This window comes from Bosea sp. 124 (assembly GCF_003046175.1).
Classification (GTDB): Bacteria; Pseudomonadota; Alphaproteobacteria; order Rhizobiales; family Beijerinckiaceae; genus Allobosea.
This window is the reverse complement of record NZ_PZZM01000001.1, coordinates 5,442,723-5,459,114: the sequence shown is the minus strand read 5'-3', so window position 1 is coordinate 5,459,114 and position 16,392 is coordinate 5,442,723. Positions and strand designations below refer to the sequence as shown.

At 67.2% G+C, this 16,392-nt stretch carries 16 protein-coding genes; 6 read left to right on the top strand and 10 right to left on the bottom strand.

Annotation, left to right across the window (positions count from 1 at the left end; translation table 11 throughout):
• Nucleotides 1-5 precede the first annotated feature (5 nt).
• Both C8D03_RS25930 and C8D03_RS25925 read right to left on the bottom strand, forming a co-directional pair.
• Nucleotides 6-899 (bottom strand): alpha/beta fold hydrolase, encoded by an 894-nt coding sequence (locus tag C8D03_RS25930; RefSeq protein ID WP_108052000.1) that lies wholly within the window; start codon nucleotides 897-899, stop codon nucleotides 6-8.
• Nucleotides 900-1,076: 177 nt separating this feature from the next.
• Entirely contained in the window at nucleotides 1,077-3,152 is a 2,076-nt protein-coding gene (locus C8D03_RS25925; RefSeq protein WP_108050985.1) for a lytic transglycosylase domain-containing protein, read from the bottom strand.
• Between the two features lie 169 nt (nucleotides 3,153-3,321).
• Here C8D03_RS25925 and dapA point away from each other — a divergent pair, with 169 nt between their 5' ends.
• Nucleotides 3,322-4,215, top strand: coding sequence for a 4-hydroxy-tetrahydrodipicolinate synthase (gene dapA, locus C8D03_RS25920; protein ID WP_108051999.1), 894 nt, complete (start codon nucleotides 3,322-3,324; stop codon nucleotides 4,213-4,215).
• A gap of 65 nt (nucleotides 4,216-4,280) precedes the next feature.
• On the top strand, nucleotides 4,281-4,757 hold the full coding sequence (smpB, locus tag C8D03_RS25915) for an SsrA-binding protein SmpB (protein WP_108050983.1): 477 nt from the start codon (nucleotides 4,281-4,283) through the stop codon (nucleotides 4,755-4,757).
• A 31-nt stretch (nucleotides 4,758-4,788) separates the two neighbouring features.
• On the opposite strand, the gene C8D03_RS25910 is transcribed toward smpB, so the two are convergent.
• The 5 genes from C8D03_RS25910 to lepB form a co-directional block, all read right to left on the bottom strand.
• Nucleotides 4,789-5,418, bottom strand: coding sequence for a LabA-like NYN domain-containing protein (locus C8D03_RS25910; protein ID WP_108050981.1), 630 nt, complete (start codon nucleotides 5,416-5,418; stop codon nucleotides 4,789-4,791).
• Nucleotides 5,419-5,561: 143 nt separating this feature from the next.
• The gene (pyrE, locus tag C8D03_RS25905; protein WP_108050979.1) at nucleotides 5,562-6,146 is read right to left on the bottom strand and encodes an orotate phosphoribosyltransferase; all 585 of its coding nucleotides are present in this window, start codon (nucleotides 6,144-6,146) and stop codon (nucleotides 5,562-5,564) included.
• A gap of 218 nt (nucleotides 6,147-6,364) precedes the next feature.
• Nucleotides 6,365-7,294 (bottom strand): GTPase Era, encoded by a 930-nt coding sequence (gene era / locus C8D03_RS25900; RefSeq protein WP_108050977.1) that lies wholly within the window; start codon nucleotides 7,292-7,294, stop codon nucleotides 6,365-6,367.
• Nucleotides 7,287-8,018 carry a ribonuclease III gene (gene rnc / locus C8D03_RS25895; RefSeq protein WP_248308628.1) on the bottom strand — a complete coding sequence of 244 codons (732 nt, stop codon included), beginning with the start codon at nucleotides 8,016-8,018 and terminating at the stop codon, nucleotides 7,287-7,289. Before rnc ends, era begins: the two co-directional genes overlap by 8 nt.
• A complete protein-coding gene (gene lepB / locus C8D03_RS25890; protein ID WP_108050973.1) occupies nucleotides 8,015-8,782 on the bottom strand; it encodes a signal peptidase I in 768 nt (255 codons plus the stop codon). Before lepB ends, rnc begins: the two co-directional genes overlap by 4 nt.
• A 177-nt stretch (nucleotides 8,783-8,959) precedes the next feature.
• On the opposite strand from lepB, the gene aqpZ reads away from it, so the two are divergent.
• On the top strand, nucleotides 8,960-9,685 hold the full coding sequence (aqpZ, locus tag C8D03_RS25885) for an aquaporin Z (RefSeq protein ID WP_108050971.1): 726 nt from the start codon (nucleotides 8,960-8,962) through the stop codon (nucleotides 9,683-9,685).
• A gap of 22 nt (nucleotides 9,686-9,707) precedes the next feature.
• Here the strand turns inward: aqpZ and acpS are convergent, their stop codons facing one another.
• Both acpS and C8D03_RS25875 read right to left on the bottom strand, forming a co-directional pair.
• Nucleotides 9,708-10,112, bottom strand: coding sequence for a holo-ACP synthase (acpS, locus tag C8D03_RS25880; RefSeq protein WP_108050969.1), 405 nt, complete (start codon nucleotides 10,110-10,112; stop codon nucleotides 9,708-9,710).
• A 108-nt stretch (nucleotides 10,113-10,220) separates the two neighbouring features.
• Complete coding sequence (locus C8D03_RS25875; RefSeq protein ID WP_108050968.1) at nucleotides 10,221-10,970, bottom strand: pyridoxine 5'-phosphate synthase; 750 nt, start codon at nucleotides 10,968-10,970, stop codon at nucleotides 10,221-10,223.
• 252 nt (nucleotides 10,971-11,222) lie between these two features.
• On the opposite strand from C8D03_RS25875, the gene C8D03_RS25870 reads away from it, so the two are divergent.
• The 3 genes from C8D03_RS25870 to C8D03_RS25860 all read left to right on the top strand — a co-directional run bounded on the left by C8D03_RS25870 (nucleotide 11,223) and on the right by C8D03_RS25860 (nucleotide 15,797).
• The gene (locus C8D03_RS25870; protein ID WP_248308627.1) at nucleotides 11,223-12,911 is read left to right on the top strand and encodes an ATP-binding protein; all 1,689 of its coding nucleotides are present in this window, start codon (nucleotides 11,223-11,225) and stop codon (nucleotides 12,909-12,911) included.
• A gap of 105 nt (nucleotides 12,912-13,016) precedes the next feature.
• Nucleotides 13,017-13,409: a DNA-directed RNA polymerase subunit omega gene (rpoZ, locus tag C8D03_RS25865; RefSeq protein ID WP_108050965.1), complete on the top strand. Its 393-nt coding sequence runs from the start codon at nucleotides 13,017-13,019 to the stop codon at nucleotides 13,407-13,409.
• A 168-nt stretch (nucleotides 13,410-13,577) separates the two neighbouring features.
• Entirely contained in the window at nucleotides 13,578-15,797 is a 2,220-nt protein-coding gene (locus C8D03_RS25860; protein ID WP_108051997.1) for a RelA/SpoT family protein, read from the top strand.
• Between the two features lie 9 nt (nucleotides 15,798-15,806).
• Here the strand turns inward: C8D03_RS25860 and C8D03_RS25855 are convergent, their stop codons facing one another.
• Nucleotides 15,807-16,358 carry a TetR/AcrR family transcriptional regulator gene (locus C8D03_RS25855; RefSeq protein ID WP_108051996.1) on the bottom strand — a complete coding sequence of 184 codons (552 nt, stop codon included), beginning with the start codon at nucleotides 16,356-16,358 and terminating at the stop codon, nucleotides 15,807-15,809.
• Nucleotides 16,359-16,392 lie beyond the last annotated feature (34 nt).

Sequence of the window (16,392 nt, the reverse complement as noted above, 5' to 3'; positions counted from 1 at the left end):
CGGCTTCAGGCGGCGCGGCGCTCGGCGCGGGCGATCAGCCGGCCGATCCGCCGCACCATGTCCTTCGGGCCCAGCATCGGCGCATGGCCCTGTCCGGGCGCGACGAAAATCTCGCAATCGGGATGCCGCTCGCCCATCTCGATCAGGGTCTTTTCCGCGAGCAGGTCGGAATTGGCGCCGCGGATCGCCAGCATCGGCACGGTGTTCAGCCCGTCGAAATAGCTCCACAGCACCGGCAGCGGCGCTTCCAGGTCGAGCTCCTCGAGCACCTTCATCAGGTTCTGGTCGTAATCCGGCTTCAGCCGGCCGTCGCGCTCGGTCCAGGTCCGGCGCGCCATGATCTCCCATTCGGCATCGCCGAACAGCGGGAACTGCTGGTCCGAGAGCCGCTTCAGGATCTCGGCGCCCTCGGCGAAGCTGCGCGGCAGCGGCAGCTTGCCGACATAGCCCCGGATTCGGAGTAGTCCGCGCGCATCAATCACCGGCCCGATGTCGTTCAGCACCACGCCCTTGATCGTGCCCGGTCGCGCCGCGCCCATCGCCATGGTCAGCAATCCGCCGCGCGAGGTCCCGACAAAGACCGCCGCCTCGATGCCCGTGGCGACGAGCACCTGCATCAGGTCGTCGAGCTCGATGCGGATGTCGTAGTTCTTCCAGTCGCGGTCATAGGCCGACAGGCCGCGCCCGCGATAATCCAGCGCCAGCACGCGCCGCGGCCTGGCTTCGTCCTGCGACAGCGCCAGCGCCAGTTCGTGGAAATCGGCGGCGGAACGGGCAAAGCCGGGCAGGCAGACGACGGGCAGGGCGGGCGACGCCAACGGGCCATAGTCGCGCGCATGCAGCCGCAGGCCGTCGCGGGCGCTGAAGAAAAGCGAAGTGAAGCCGGTCTCTGTGGGCATGCGGAACTCCGCTTCGCTTGTCATAAATCCGCGCGTCATCCCGGACGCAGCGAAGCGGAGATCCGGGATCCATGCCTGAGCGCTTGCCGAAGAGGCTCCGGAATGGATCCCGGGTCTCCCTGCGGTCGCCCGGGATGACGGCGCGCATGATCTCGGAACCCATCAGCTCCCGTCGATCTAATCCCGCCGCCCGCCGCGCTTCAAGTCATGGTCGATCAGATAGGCGGTCCGTTGGTTCAGCCGCTGGCGGTAGACCTGCAGGTTCTCCATCACCCGCTGCACATAGTTGCGGGTTTCGTAGAAGGGGATGCGCTCGACCCAGTCGACGGCGTCGACCTCCGGCTTGCGCGGGTCGCCATAGGCGTCGATCCATTTCCTGACATTGCCGGAGCCGGCATTATAGGCGGCGAATGTCAGGATGTAGGAGCCGCGCCACTCCTTCAGCAGGTCGTTGAGATGCGCGGCGCCCATCTGGGCCGAATAGAGCGCATCGCGCCCGAGCCGCGGCCAGTCGAAGGGCAGGTTGGCGCGACGCGCCGTCTCGCGCGCGGTGGCCGGCATCATCTGCATCAGCCCGCGCGCGCCCGCATGCGACATCGCGGTCGGGTCGAAGGCGCTCTCCTGCCGCGCGATGGCGTGGACGATGGCGCGCTCCATCGGGTCGCCCAGCACCGGGAATTCCGGCACGCCCGAAATCGGGAAGGCGGCGGTGTCGAGCGGGAAGCCGCGCTGCAGCGCCGTCTTGCCCAGCGCCAGCAGGGCGCGCGTGTCGCCCTCGCGCTGGGCGATGGCCGCGAGTGCCTCGAGCGCCGGTGTCGTGTGCAGGCGCTGGGCGAGATCGATCAGCATCTGGACGGCGAGATCGCGCTCGCCGATGCGATAGAGCAGGCGTACCCCCTGATGCCCCGGCAGATGCTGAAGGGACGCCGAGGCCGAGCGCCGCAGCGGCAGGTCCGGCAGGCCGAGCCGCGCGCGGGCCAACTGGCCATAATAGGCGACCGGGTGTTCGGCTGCGCGCTCATAGGCCGCCCTGGCATCCTCCGCCTTGCCGATCGCCTCATGGGCGCGGCCCAGCCAATAGCTGGCGCGCGCGACCGAGATCGGCGTCTCGGCCTGCCTGGCGGCTTCGCTGAAATGTTCCAGGGCGATGCCGGGTTGGTCGCGAAAGCGCAGGGCGATGAAGCCGGCATGCCATTCGGCGTCGATGCGCTCGGCGGTATCCTCGGCGCCATGGCCGGCCGCGACCTCGTAGGCCTTGGCCGCGTCGCCCCCGTCGAGCAGCTTGCGGGCGATCAGCCGGCGCTCGATCCACCATTCGTCGCCATCGCCGAGCAGGGCCGGGTCGCGCGGGACGTTCGCCAGCGCCTTGGCGGCCTCGTCCGGCTTGTCGGAGCGCCTCGCCTGCTGCGCCAGCAGGAAGGCGAAGGAGAGGTCGGCCTTGAGCGAGGCCGGCACCGCCGAGATCAGCGAGGGAGCGATCGGGCGCCTCGCCTTGGCGCTTGCCAGCCTCGCTCTCGCCAGCACGACATAGTCCGCCGAGACCCGCGCCGCATTGCGCAGGGCCGCGGTCGCGTTCTCGCGGAAGAGATAGCGCTCGGCGCGCAGGCGGTGGTCCGCCGGGGTCAGCACCTCGCCGAAGGCGTCGAGCGCGATCTTTTCCAGCGGAGCGCCGAGATGGTCCTGCAGCCAGCTCTGGCGTGCCAGGGCCGCCGCTTCCGCCGGTTTGCCCTCCGCCTTCAGCACGAGCGCGAGCGCGATCCGCCCTGCCGGGCTGACGGGGCGCTGGCCATGGAAGAAGGCGCGGATCGCTGCCGGACTCTTCTTCTCGGCGATCAGCATCTCCTCGGCGCGCCGCCGGAACAGCGTCGTCGCCGGATAGTTCGGATAGGCTTTGAGAAAGGCGTCGATCCGCGAGAACGAGATCAGGTTCGCGCCGGAGCGGATCGCGACCCATTCGAGCAGGGCGCGGGTGGTCCGGTCGTCGATCGCGCCTGCGAGGGCATCGCCTTCGCCGAGCGCACCGCGCCGATAGGCCGCCACCGCGCTCTTGACGCTGTCGATGCTGATAGTGCCGGCCTGCAAGGCGTCGCCGGGGTAGGGCGGCAGCGCCGCCGTGGTCTCGACATCGACGGCGTCGAGGCGGGCCTGCTGGGCCGGATGCCCGCCGTCGTCCGAGGCGAGGGCGGGCATCGCCGCGAGCAGCGCCGGCACGGCGAGGCGGATCATCCGCAGGCGAATGGCAGGCAAGGCCATGGCAGGCTCCACGGTCGGATGCGTAGCCTGCGATGCTCGCGGAAGCGCGTTTAAGAAGACTTAACCATGAGGCCACGCATTTTGATGGGTTGCCCGCTTTGCCTGCAGCGGGGGACGGTTTATGAGTGACGCCCTCCAAACTGCCTTTTTGCGTCAGGATGCCGCTTTCATGACCAAGCACACCGCCTTCACCGGCTCGCTGCCTGCGCTGGTGACGCCGTTCAAGGGCGGCAAGATCGACGAGGCGGCGCTGCGCGCGCTGGTCACCTGGCAGATCGAGAGCGGGTCCTCGGGGCTGGTTCCGGTCGGCACGACCGGCGAGAGCCCGACCCTCTCCCATGACGAGCACAAGCGTGTCGTCGAGATCGTCGTGGCGGAAGCGAAGGGCAGGGTGCCCGTCATCGCCGGCGCCGGCTCGAACAACACCACCGAGGCGATCGATCTCGCCATCCATGCCGAGAAGGCCGGCGCGCAGGCCGTGCTCGTCGTGACGCCCTACTACAACAAGCCGACCCAGGAGGGCATGTACCAGCACTTCAAGGCGGTGAACGATGCGGTCGGCATCCCGATCATCATCTACAACATCCCGCCGCGTTCGGTCGTCGACATGTCGGTCGAGACCATGGCGCGGCTCTACGAGTTGAAGAACATCGCCGGCGTCAAGGACGCGACCGCCAATCTCGCCCGCGTCTCGCAGCAGCGCCACGCCATGGGGCCGGATTTCATCCAGCTTTCGGGCGAGGACATGACCGCGCTGGCCTATATGGCGGCTGGCGGCCATGGCTGTATCTCGGTCGTCGCCAATGTCGCGCCGCAGCTCTGCGCGGAACTGATGGCGGCGGTGCGGAAGGGCGACTACGCCGGAGCACTCAGGATCCAGGACCGGCTCGTGCCGCTGCATGACGCGGTCTTCAAGGAGCCCGGCCTCGCCGGCGCCAAGCATGGCCTCGGCCTCCTCGGTCGCATCGTGGAGGAGGTCCGCTTGCCTCTGCTGCCGGTCACGGCGCCGACAGGCAAGGTCATTCGCGAGGCGATGGTGTTCGCCGGCCTGTTGAATGCCTAGATAAGGGTGCTGCGTTCGTCCGGTTGCCCCGGCTGACGCCAGGGAGGCTGACGAGGTCAGACAAAATGAGCAAGCTCGATCCGGATCGCTTCAAGCTCGCCGCGGACAACCGCAAGGCGCGCTACAACTACGAGATCGTCGAGACGCTCGAGGCCGGCATTGTGTTGCAGGGCACCGAGATCAAATCGTTGCGCGGCGGCCGGGCGACGATCGGCGAGAGCTATGCCGGGCCGATGGGCACGGAGCTCTTTCTGTTCAACGCCCATATCCCGGAATATCTCGAAGCCAACCGCTTCAATCACAACGTCAAGCGGCCGCGCAAGCTGCTGCTGCATCGCCGCCAGATCAACAAGCTGATGGGCGCGATCCAGCGCGACGGCTACACCGTGATCCCGTTGAAGGTCTATTTCAACGACAAGGGCCGCGCCAAGGTCGAGCTCGGCCTCGGTCGCGGCAAGAAGCTGCACGACAAGCGCGAGACCGAGAAAAACCGCGACTGGAACCGCGACAAGGCCCGCATCATGAAGGCCGGTGCCGCCTGAGGCCCGCCTCCCCCGAGAGGAGAGGGAAGGCCTACCCCTCCACCGTCTCGTCGCCCTGGCGGATGCCGTAGCGGCGTTCCAGCCCCGGATTGCCCGGTGTGACCGGGGCCACCCCGCTGCTGCGGCCGGCACGCTCGGACGGGTCGCGCCCGATCTTCGGCATCAACTGGGCGAGGTCGAGGAATTCGTCGCACTGGCGGCGCAACTCGTCGGAGACCATCGGCGGGTTGGTCGAGATCGTCGAGACCACCGAGATCTTGACGCCCTTGCGCTGCACGGCCTCGACCAGCGGCCGGAAATCGCCGTCGCCGGAGAACAGGTAGATCTGGTCGAGATGGGGTGCGAGTTCGAGCATCTCGATCGCCAGCTCGATATCCATGTTGCCCTTGATCCGCCGGCGCCCGGTGGCGTCGGTGAACTCCTTGGCCGCCTTGGTGATGACGCGGTAGCCGTTGTAGTCGAGCCAGTCGACCAGCGGCCGGATCGACGAGTATTCCTCGCTCTCGACCAGAGTCGTGAAATAGAACGCCCGGATCAGGTTGCCGCGCCCTTGGAATTCACGCAGCAGGCGGCGGTAGTCCATGTCGAAGCCGAGTTGCTTGGACGTCGCGTAGAGATTGGCGCCATCGATGAAAAGGGCGATGCGCGGGTCGGCCGCCATTGAAATCACTCCGGATGAAAACGCTTTGAACGATGACAATGAGAAGGAAAGGCGGTCGAACCATGTCGGCTCGCGCATACGTGTTCGCCGTCGGCGGCAGGCCCATGAGGCCTCCCGCTTCAGCCCGGAAGGGATAACCTGGTTCAGGCAGTCAGGCCGCGGCTGCCCGGCTTGATCGGGGGAATGGCCGCGAGTTCGGGCGGCACGCCCTCGGGCGCGTAGTCCGGAACGTCGAATTCCATCAGGCTGACCAGCTTCATGCCGAGTTCTGCCCGCCCGGCCGAACGGTCGATCAGGCACGCGGCGCCAAGGATGGTGCCGGGCTCGCCCAGCACGGAATCGCGGCATTCGCGCAGCGAAAGGCCGGTGGTGATGATGTCCTCGATGATGATGCAGCGCGCGCCGGCCGGCAGCGTGAAGCCGCGCCGCAGCTTGAAGACGCCACCCTCGCGCTCGACGAAGACGGCCTTGGCCTTGAGATGGCGCGCCGTCTCGTAGCCCGGCACGATGCCTCCGACGGCCGGCGAGACGACATAGTCGATCTGGCCGAACTGCGCCTCGATCTTGGCCGCCAGCGCCTTGCACAGCCGCTCCGTCCGCACCGGGTCCTGGAAGACGAACATCTTCTGCAGGAAGACGGCGCTGCGCCGACCCGAGGACAGGATGAAATGCCCTTCGAGCAGCGCGCCGGCATCACGGAATTCGGCCAGGACGTCGTCGTCGGTCATGATGGGGGCTCCAGCGCGCAAAATCGGTCGCGGGCGTCTTTGCGTCGGATCGTGGCTCGGCGCAAGGCTTCAATATGCTGTCGCGCTCACCACGCACCGTCATTCCGGGCGCAGCGAAGCGCAGACCCGGAATCCCTCATAGAGTTGGTGGCTATAGATGCATGCCGGATCGACGCCGTTTCGCGGCCTATCCGGCATGACGGGACGACAACGACCCCTCAGCCCTTCGGAAACTCCAGCCCCATCTCGCGATAGCGCGCCGGATCGTCGCTCCAGTTCTCGCGTACCTTCACGAACAGGAAGAGATGTACCGTGGCCTCGGCCGCCTCGGCGATCTCGATGCGGGCCTTCTGGCCGATCGCCTTGATCGTCTGGCCGCCTTCGCCGAGCACGATCTTCCTCTGGCCCTCGCGCTCCACATAGATCGTCTGCTCGATCCGGACTGAGCCGTCGGGCCGCTGCTGCCATTGCTCGGTCTCGACGGTCGAGCGGTAGGGCAGCTCGTCATGCAGCCGCTCGAAGATCTTTTCGCGGGTGATCTCGGCGGCGAGGAAACGCAGCGGCGCATCCGATATCTGGTCTTCCGGATAGAGCCAGGGGCCGAGCGGCAGCCGTGTCTCCAGCCAGATCAGGATGTCCTTGACGCCATAGCCGGTCAGCGCCGCGATCATGAAGGTCGTCTCGAATTGACCCTGCTCGTTCACCTTGGTGGTGATCTCGAGCAGCTTTTCCTTCGCCACCGTGTCGATCTTGTTGAGGATCAGGAATTTCGGCTGCTTCAGTTCGGAGAGCTTTTCCAGCAGCCGCGTGTTCTCCTCGTTGTCGAAGCGTTCGACATCGATCAGCACGCCGATCAGGTCGGCATCGGTGGCACCGCCCCAGGCGCTCGTCACCATGGCGCGGTCGAGCCGGCGTTTGGGCGTGAAGATGCCCGGCGTATCGACGAAGATCACCTGCGCCGGCCCTGACAGCGCGATGCCGCGCACCTGCGTCCGCGTCGTCTGCACCTTGCGGGAAACGATCGAGACCTTGGCGCCGACGAGCTGGTTCAGCAGCGTCGACTTGCCGGCATTGGGCGCGCCGATCAGCGCGACGAAGCCGCAGCGCGTCGGCTGAATCGCTTCGCCGCCTTTCTCCGCTTCAGCCATTGTCGCTCTCCATCGTTTCACTCCACAGGCCTTCCCGTCGCAGGAAGGCTTCGGCCGCGGCCTGCTCGGCCAGCCGCTTCGAGGGCCCTTGCGCCTCGGCATCGGCCAGGCCCGGGATGCGGGCCGCCACGCGGAACACCGGCGCATGGTCCGGCCCCGAGCGCCCGCGCTCGCTATAGGTCGGCGTCTGGTAGCCTTGGCCCTGGGCCCATTCCTGCAGCGCCGTCTTGGCGTCGCGCAATGGCCGCACGGGCTTGAGCAGGCGCTCGCCGAAGGCACGCTCGACCAGACCGCGCGCCGCAGCATAGCCGCCATCGATGAAGACCGCACCGATGATCGCTTCGCAGGCATCCGCCAGGATCGCCTTGTTCTTGCGCGCGCCGCCGAGGATCTCGCCCTCGCCGAGCCGCATGAAGGCGCCGAGGTTCCAGGCCAGCGCGACCTCGGCGCAGGTCTCCTTGCGGACGAGATCGGCGAGCCGGCGCGACATGTCGCCTTCTTCGGCTTCGCGGTAGCGGACGAACAGCATGTCGGCGATGCTCAGGCCCAGCACGCGGTCGCCGAGGAATTCCAGCCGCTGATAGCTCTCCAACCGCGGGCCTTCCGCGCTCATATGGGTGAGGGCGGTCGTCAGCAGGCCGTGATCGACGAAGACATGCCCAAGCGTCTCTTGCAGACGGGTGGTGTCCGGCGCCTTGCGCGCGTTTTCGCCGGCCTTGCTCACTTGATCGCGCTGAACAGACGGTTCCAGCGAACCGTCCAGGGCCATTCCCACAGCTTCCAGGCCGAGGCGCCGTCCTCGATCGAGAAGAAGATGATCTCGGCGCGGCCGACGAAGTTCTCGAACGGCACGAAGCCGACGCTGCGGTCGCGCGAGTCGAGCGAGTTGTCGCGATTGTCGCCCATCATGAAGAAGTGTCCGGGCGGCACGACGAAGACCGGCGTGTTGTCGAAGCTGCCGGTGTCGCCCTCGCGCTCGATGATCTGGTGCGAGACGCCGTTGGGCAGGGTTTCGCGATACTGGATCGAGGGCGTGCTGCGGCCCCAGTTGTCGGTGGTGACGAAGTCGGCGATCCGTTCGCGCTTCACCGGCTGGTTGTTGATGTGCAGGATGCCGTCGATCATCTGGATGCGCTCGCCTGGCAGGCCGATGACGCGCTTGATGTAGTCGGTCGCATTGTCGGTCGGCAGCTTGAACACGGCGATGTCGCCGCGCTTCGGCTCGGCCGCCCAGACGCGGCCCGAGAACAGCGGCGGGCTGAACGGGATCGAGTGCTTCGAATAGCCATAGGTGTATTTCGAGACGAAGAGATAGTCGCCGATCAGCAGCGTCGGGATCAGCGATCCCGACGGGATGTTGAACGGCTGGAACAGCAGGGTGCGGATCACCAGCGCGATCAGCAGCGCCTGGACGACGACCTTGATGGTCTCGAAGATCCCGCCTTCGTCCCTGGCGGCCTTGTTCTTGGCATCGACGTCGTTGGCCACGCGGGCGCTCCTGGGACGGTGGTCCAGCGCGCGGTCTAGCGGAATGTTGCCCGGCAGACAACGTCGCGGCAGCGGAGGGGCGTTCCCTCAGCAACGCCGGGAGAGGCACAGGGTGCGGCAATTGACCACGCCCCCTGCGAGGAGCACGATCACAACTCGATTCGCGGGGGAGCGACCATGAACGGCAAAAAATACGCAGCGGAAGCGATCGGCACCTTCTGGCTCACCTTCGCCGGTTGCGGCAGCGCGGTCATCGCCGCCGGATTCCCGCAGGTCGGCATCGGCCTGCTCGGCGTCTCGCTCGCCTTTGGACTGACCGTCGTCACGATGGCCTATGCCATCGGCCACATCTCGGGCTGTCATCTCAACCCGGCCGTCACCGTCGGCCTCGCGGCGGGCGGCCGCTTCCCGACGAACCAGATCCTGCCCTATGTCGTGGCGCAGGTGGTCGGCGGCGTCGTGGCTGCAGGCGTGCTCTATCTCATCGCCAGCGGCGCGCCGGGCTTCGATCTCGCCAAGGGCTTCGCCTCGAATGGCTATGGCGACCATTCGCCCGGTAAGTACAGCCTCTTCGCGAGCTTCCTGACCGAGGTCGTGATGACGATGATGTTCCTCTTCATCATCATGGGCGCGACCCATGGCAAGGCGCCGGCCGGCTTCGCCCCGCTCGCGATCGGGCTCGGTCTCTGCCTGATCCACCTCGTCAGCATTCCGGTGACCAACACCTCGGTCAATCCGGCGCGCAGCACCGGCCCGGCGCTCTTCGTCGGTGGCTGGGCGCTGGGCCAGCTCTGGCTGTTCTGGGTGGCGCCGCTGATCGGCGGGGCGCTCGGCGGCATCCTCTATCGCTGGCTCAGCGAAGAACCGAGCGGCCAGGTCGTCGGGACCGCTCCGGCCGAGTGAGACGAGTGCGCGGCGCCCGGCCTCAGCCGGCCGTCGCCACGGCCTCAATCACGACGAAGGCCTGCGCCATCGGCGGGTCGTCGGTCATCGAGACATGCACGACGGCCTCGTGGCCGGGCGGCGTCATCGCCTTCAGCCGTTCGGCGGCGCCGCCGGTCAGCCGCATGGTCGGCCGGCCGCTCGGCAGGTTGATCACCTCCATGTCGCGCCAGAACACGCCGGCACGCAGGCCCGTGCCGAGAGCCTTGGAACAAGCCTCCTTCGCGGCGAAGCGCCGCGCATAGGAGGCCGCCCGCGTCGCGCGCCGGTCCGATTTGGCGCGCTCGCCGGCAGTGAAGACGCGGTGGGTGAAGCGTTCGCCGAAGCGCGCCAGCGATTTCTCGATGCGGTCGATGTCGCAGAGGTCGGAGCCGATGCCGAGGATCATGGCCCGGGTTTAGAGCATCGGACCGGAAAGGGGAATCCACGTCCGGACAATTCCGATGCCAGAACAGGGAGCTGGATCGACAACTCGCCTCCGGTCGGGTGCCTCGATCTAGACAGCCGCGCGACCCTCGTCCATCGCCTGCCGCATCCTGTTGATGGCGGCGTCGAGGCCGATGAAGATCGCCTCGCCGATCAGGAAATGGCCGATGTTGAACTCGACGAATTCCGGCACGGCCGCCAGAAGCCGCGCCGTGTCGTAGTCGAGCCCGTGCCCGGCATGCACCTCGATGCCGAGCGAGGCTGCGAGCGCGGCGCCTTCGGCGAGGCGCCGGAATTCGGCCTGCGCCTTCTCCGCTTCGCCGGCGACGACCGCTTCGCACCAGCTCCCGGTATGCAGCTCGACCACCGGCGCGCCCAGCTTCGCCGCCACCCGGATCGGCGCCGCATCCGCCTCGATGAACAGCGAGACGCGGCAGCCGGCTGCAGTGAGCCGCGCGACCACCGGCACGAGCGCCGCTTCCTGGCCGACGACGTCGAGCCCGCCCTCCGTCGTGCGCTCCTCGCGCTTCTCGGGCACCAGGCATGCGGCATGCGGCTTCAGCCGCTCGGCCAGCGCCAGCATCTCCGGCGTCGTCGCCATCTCGAAATTAAGCGGCTTCGTCAGCTCGGCGGCGAGACGCGCCATGTCGGCGTCCCGGATATGCCGGCGGTCCTCGCGCAGATGCGCCGTGATGCCATCGGCCCCGGCCGCGACGGCCTGGTGCGCGGCCCGGACCGGGTCGGGCAGGGCACCGCCGCGGGCGTTCCGCACGGTTGCGACGTGATCGATGTTCACGCCCAGTCGCAGCCGGCTCGTCATGGTTCGCTCCCTCGCCATCGAGGCCGTGCATAGACGAAGATGCGCCATCGGCTCAAGGCAGGGATTGTCATGGCCGAGACCAGTTTTCGTGATCGGTCGCGACAGCTCGCCACATCGTCTTCGCGATTTGGTAACCGCGTCGCCAGAGGCTTGGCCCGTTTTCCCGCACATAAGCCAAACGTAAAGGGCTGTTGCCTAGCGTGGTTGGCAGGCAGAGCAGGGTGGAGACGGGGTGCGATCGTGCAGCTTGCTGTGAAAACAGGGTCGTTCGAGAACGATCTGACGCGCGACCGGCGCGATGCGAGCCAGGACTCCGAACGTTCGCTCGGGCGGGTCGTCTCCTGCGACGGCTCGCGCGCGACCATCGCCAGCACGGTCGCGGGCATGGATCGCCTCGGGCCTGAATCCTGGACCGTCGGCAGGATGATCTCGATCAATCTCGGCAACACCCGTATCGTCGGCCTTGTCTATGAGATGCACGCCGTCAATCCGGTCTGGGAAGAGGCGGCCGACAACGTCATTCACGTTCAGGTCGAATTGCTCGGCGAGGTGACCGAGCACCCGGGCGGACGTTCGAGCTTCCAGAGCGGCATCTCGACCTATCCGCCGATCGGAGCCATCGCGCATCGCATCCGGACGGGCGATCTGGCCCTCGTGCACGATCTGGGTTCCCGCAACGGCGTCGCGATCGGGACGCTGTCCCAGGATGCCACGATCCCGGCGACGGTCTGCATCGAGGACATGCTGTCGCGCCATTTCGCCCTGCTCGGCACCACCGGCGTCGGCAAGTCGAGCGCGGTCGCGCTGCTGCTGCGCCGGGCGATCGCCGCCCGCCCGCGGCTGCGCGTCCTGATCCTCGATCCGCACAACGAATATGCCGGGGCCTTTCCCGACCGCGCCCTGTCGATCGATGCCGAAGGGCTCGATCTGCCGTTCTGGATGTTCAAGCTGGAGGAGTTTGGCGAGGTCATCTTCCGCGGCCGGGCGGCCTTCGAGGAGGAGGCCGACATCCTGCGCGAGGTCGTGACGGCGGCGCGCGAGCGCTACCGCGCCGGGACCCAGCGCAACCCGATGCGCGACCTCAATTCGAGCCTGCTGAAGCGCCCGCTCGATGCCGGCGTCACGCGGCGCGAGGACGGGACGGGCAGCGCCAGCGACATGCCGACGCCCTATCGGATCACCGATGCGCTCGCCATCATCGACGAACTGATCGGGCTGCACGAGATGCGCTGGCCGCGCCCCTCGCTGCGTTCCCTCAAGGTCCGGATCGAGGCGCTGCACGGCGATCCGCGCTACCAGTTCATGTTCGCGCGCGCCAACATGATGGAGACGATGGCGCCGGTCGTCGCCCAGATCTTCCGCGTTCCGCATCATGGGCGGCCGATCACAGTCTTCCAGCTCGGCGGGTTGCCGTCGGAGGTTGTCGATGCGGTGGCTTCGGTGCTGGCGCGGCTGGCCTTCGATCTCGCCATGGCGAGCCAGGGCACCTACGAGATCCTGCTGCTCTGCGAGGAGGCGCATCGCTACGTGCCGGCCGACCAGTCGCTCGGATTCCTGCCGACCCGGCAGGCCATCGCGCGCATCGCCAAGGAGGGCCGTAAATACGGCGCCTATCTCGGCGTCGTCACGCAGCGGCCGGGCGAGCTCGATCCGACCATCCTGTCGCAGTGCTCGACCGTCTTCGCCATGCGCCTCGCCAACGAGGTCGACCAGCAGATCATCCGGTCGGCGATCTCCGATGCGTCGGCGAGCACGCTCAAATTCCTGTCCTCGGTCGGCAACCGCGAGGCGATCGCCTTCGGGGAGGGCGTCGCGACGACGATGCGCATGCGCTTCGCCCAGCTCGCGCCGCACGAACTGCCGGCGATGGACATCGCCGTGGGTGTCGAAGGCCGGCGCGAGCCGGGCCTCGAGGAAATGGTCAGGCGGATGCGCGGCTGAGCCCGGCCGGGCGTCACGCGAAAATCTTGCATCCGCCGCGCTTTGCCTGTAAGGCCGGCTCACATCATCTTCCCTGCATCGCTAAAGATCAGAAGGAGCCGCGCCATGGCTCGCGTCACCGTTGAGGATTGCATCGACAAGGTCGACAACCGCTTCGAGCTGGTTCTGCTTGCCAGCCATCGGGCGCGGATGATCCAGTCCGGATCGTCGATCCTCGTTGCCCGCGACAACGACAAGAACCCCGTCGTCGCGCTGCGCGAGATCGCCGACCAGAAGCTCAAGCCCGAGGATCTCAAGGAAGACCTGATCCACTCGCTGCAGAAGCATGTCGAGGTCGACGAGCCGGAGGCCGAGACCGTGCCGCTGCTCACCACCTCGGTGCCGAACCCCTCCGCCCCCGATTCGGAGGTTCAGTTCGACCGCATGAGCGAGGACGATCTGCTGCGCGGCCTCGACGGGCTCGTCCCGCCGACCGAGAGCGCCGACGACGAGGACTGATCCGTCCCCGGAGCCGTCCTGCACGATATCTTCGCCAGTCCCGCTAAAGCCCGGCACCGCCGGGCTTTTTCATGCCCGCCTGTGAGAATACGCCTTGCTGCCCGTTCGCCCCGCACCGATATTGGTTGTTCGCAGATTAGGCAGGCGTGACAGAGGGCCCGCATGGGCATGATGCGGCAATACGAACTCGTCGACCGGGTTCGCAGCTACAATCCGAATACCGACGAGGACCTGCTCAACCGGGCCTATGTCTATGCCATGCGGGCGCATGGCACGCAGAAACGTGCCTCGGGCGATCCGTTCTTCGCCCATCCGCTCGAAGTCGCGGCCCTCCTGACCGATCTCAAGCTCGACGATGCGACGATCGTCGCAGCCGTCCTGCACGACACCGTCGAGGACACCGCCGCGACGCTCGAGGAGATCGAGAGCATCTTCGGGCCGGATATCCGCCGTCTCGTGGACGGGCTGACCAAGATCAAGAAGCTCGACCTCGTCTCGAAGAAGGCGGCCCAGGGCGAGAATTTCCGCAAGCTCCTGCTTGCCATCGTCGACGATGTCCGTGTGCTGCTGGTCAAGCTCGCCGACCGGCTGCACAACATGCGCACCTTGCATTTCATGGCGCCCGAGAAGCGCCTGCGCATCGCCGAGGAGACGGCCGAGATCTATGCCCCGCTCGCCGGCCGCATGGGCATGCAGGAATTGCGCGAGGAGCTTGAGGAACTCGCCTTCCGCCACATCAAGCCGGAGGCGCATGCGACCGTCACCAAGCGGCTCGAAGATGTCACCGAGCGCGAAGGCCACGTCATCGGCGAGATCGAGAAGGACCTGAAGGACAAGCTCGCCGCCAGCGGCATCCAGGCCGAGGTCTCGGGGAGGCGCAAGCGCCCCTATTCGATCTGGAAGAAGATGGAGCGCAAATCGATCTCGTTCGAGCAGCTCTCCGACATCTTCGGCTTCCGCGTCATCGTCGAGGCGCCGGAGGACTGCTACCGCGTGCTCGGCATCGTCCACATGACCTGGCCGATGGTCCCGGGACGCTACAAGGACTACATCTCGACGCCCAAGCAGAACGACTACCGTTCGATCCATACGACGGTGGTCGGGCCCGGCCACAGCCGCGTCGAACTGCAGATCCGCACCGACACGATGGACCGCATCGCCGAATTCGGCATCGCCGCCCATGCCCATTACAAGGACGGCCGCACCACCGAACTCGTCCAGTATGCCGATGAGAGCCGTGCCTATCAGTGGCTCCGCCGCACGGTCGATCTGCTGGCGGAGGGGGACAGCCCGGAGGAGTTCCTCGAGCACACCAAGCTCGAACTCTTCCACGACCAGGTCTTCTGCTTCACGCCGAAGGGCCGGCTGATCGCGCTGCCGCGCGGCGCGACGCCGATCGACTTCGCCTATGCGATCCACACCAATGTCGGCAACAGCGCCGTCGGTGCAAAGATCAACGGCCGCATCGCGCCGCTGCTGACCGAGCTTGCCAATGGCGACGAGGTCGAGATCACCCGCGCCGAGGGGCAGACGCCGCCGGCCGCCTGGGAATCGCTTGTCGTCACCGGCAAGGCCCGTGCCGCGATCCGGCGCGCCACCCGCACCGCGGTCCGCCGGCAATATTCCGGGCTCGGCCGCCAGATCCTGGAGCGCGCCTTCAGCCGGGCCGAGCGGCCGTTCTCGGACGAGAAGCTGAAGGCCGCCCTGAAGCGGCTCGCCCGCACCGCGGTCGACGACGTGCTGGCGGCCGTCGGGCGCGGCGAGATGTATTCCGGCGACGTCGTCAAGGCGGTCTATCCCGATCTCGAACCCGAGAAGCGCGGCACGACCGAGCCCAGACCCGCCGGTGCCCCGGCCGGAAACGGCAAGGGCTGGTTCGAGCTGCGCCAGGGCGAGAACCTGAAGTTCAAGCTGCCCGGAGAGACGCCGGGCGACGACGCGATCCCGATCCGCGGCCTCGGCGGCGACCTGCCGGTGCGCTTCGCGCCCAATGGCGGCGCCGTGCCAGGAGACCGCATCGTCGGCATCCTGACGCCGGGCGAGGGGGTGACGATCTATCCGATCCAGTCCTCGGCGCTGGCCGCCTTCGACAACGAGCCGGAGCGCTGGCTCGACGTGCGTTGGGACCTCGACGACAAGGCGCCGCAGCGCTTCCCGGCGCGCATCTCGCTGCATTCGATCAACGAGCCGGGCTCGCTGGCGCAGATCACCACGACCATCGCCGAGCATGACGGCAATATCGACGCGGTCGCGATGCATCGCCCGAACCAGGATTTCACCAACGTCACCATCGACCTGACGGTGTGGGACCTGAAGCATCTCAGCGCCATCATCAGCGAGTTGCGCGAGAAGCGGGTGATCAGCCGGGTCGAGCGCGTGGTCGGGTAGGGCGGGCCCTCACGTCTCGACGGCGTCCAGCGTTGCCGCGAGAATCTCGTCCGAAAGGGCCGTGTCGTCGATCGCCCGTGCCAGGATCACGGCGCCGAGCATCGCCGACCAGCGCGCCATCGCGGCGCGGCGCCGCTCTTGCTCCGTCTTGCCTGGAGCCGTCGCCGCAAAGCGCGCGATCTGCCCCCGCGTCGCCTCGCTCATGATCTTGCGCGCCTCGGCATTGCTGCGGGCGCCCTCGGTCGCCAGCGCGCTGAGCATGCAGCCGCTGCCTGGCGCGTCGCGATGGGCAGCGCTCAGATAGATGCGGGCATAGTCGGCCATCTCCAGACCGGCCAGGCCGTCATTCGGCTGGTCCGGCAGCAGCACATGCGCAAAGGCCTTCGCGACCAGATCGTCCTTCGAGGTGAAGTGGTTGTAGAAGGCGCCATGGGTCAGGTCGGCGGCCTTCATCACCTCCGAGACCGTCACCGCATCGAAGCCGCGCTCGCGAAACAGCCGCGCTGCCGCCTCCAGAATCCGGCGCCGGTTCTCGATCAACTTGTCGCGACTGATTTTCATGACTGTCTCTCCTCGCTTGACACCATAGATGATG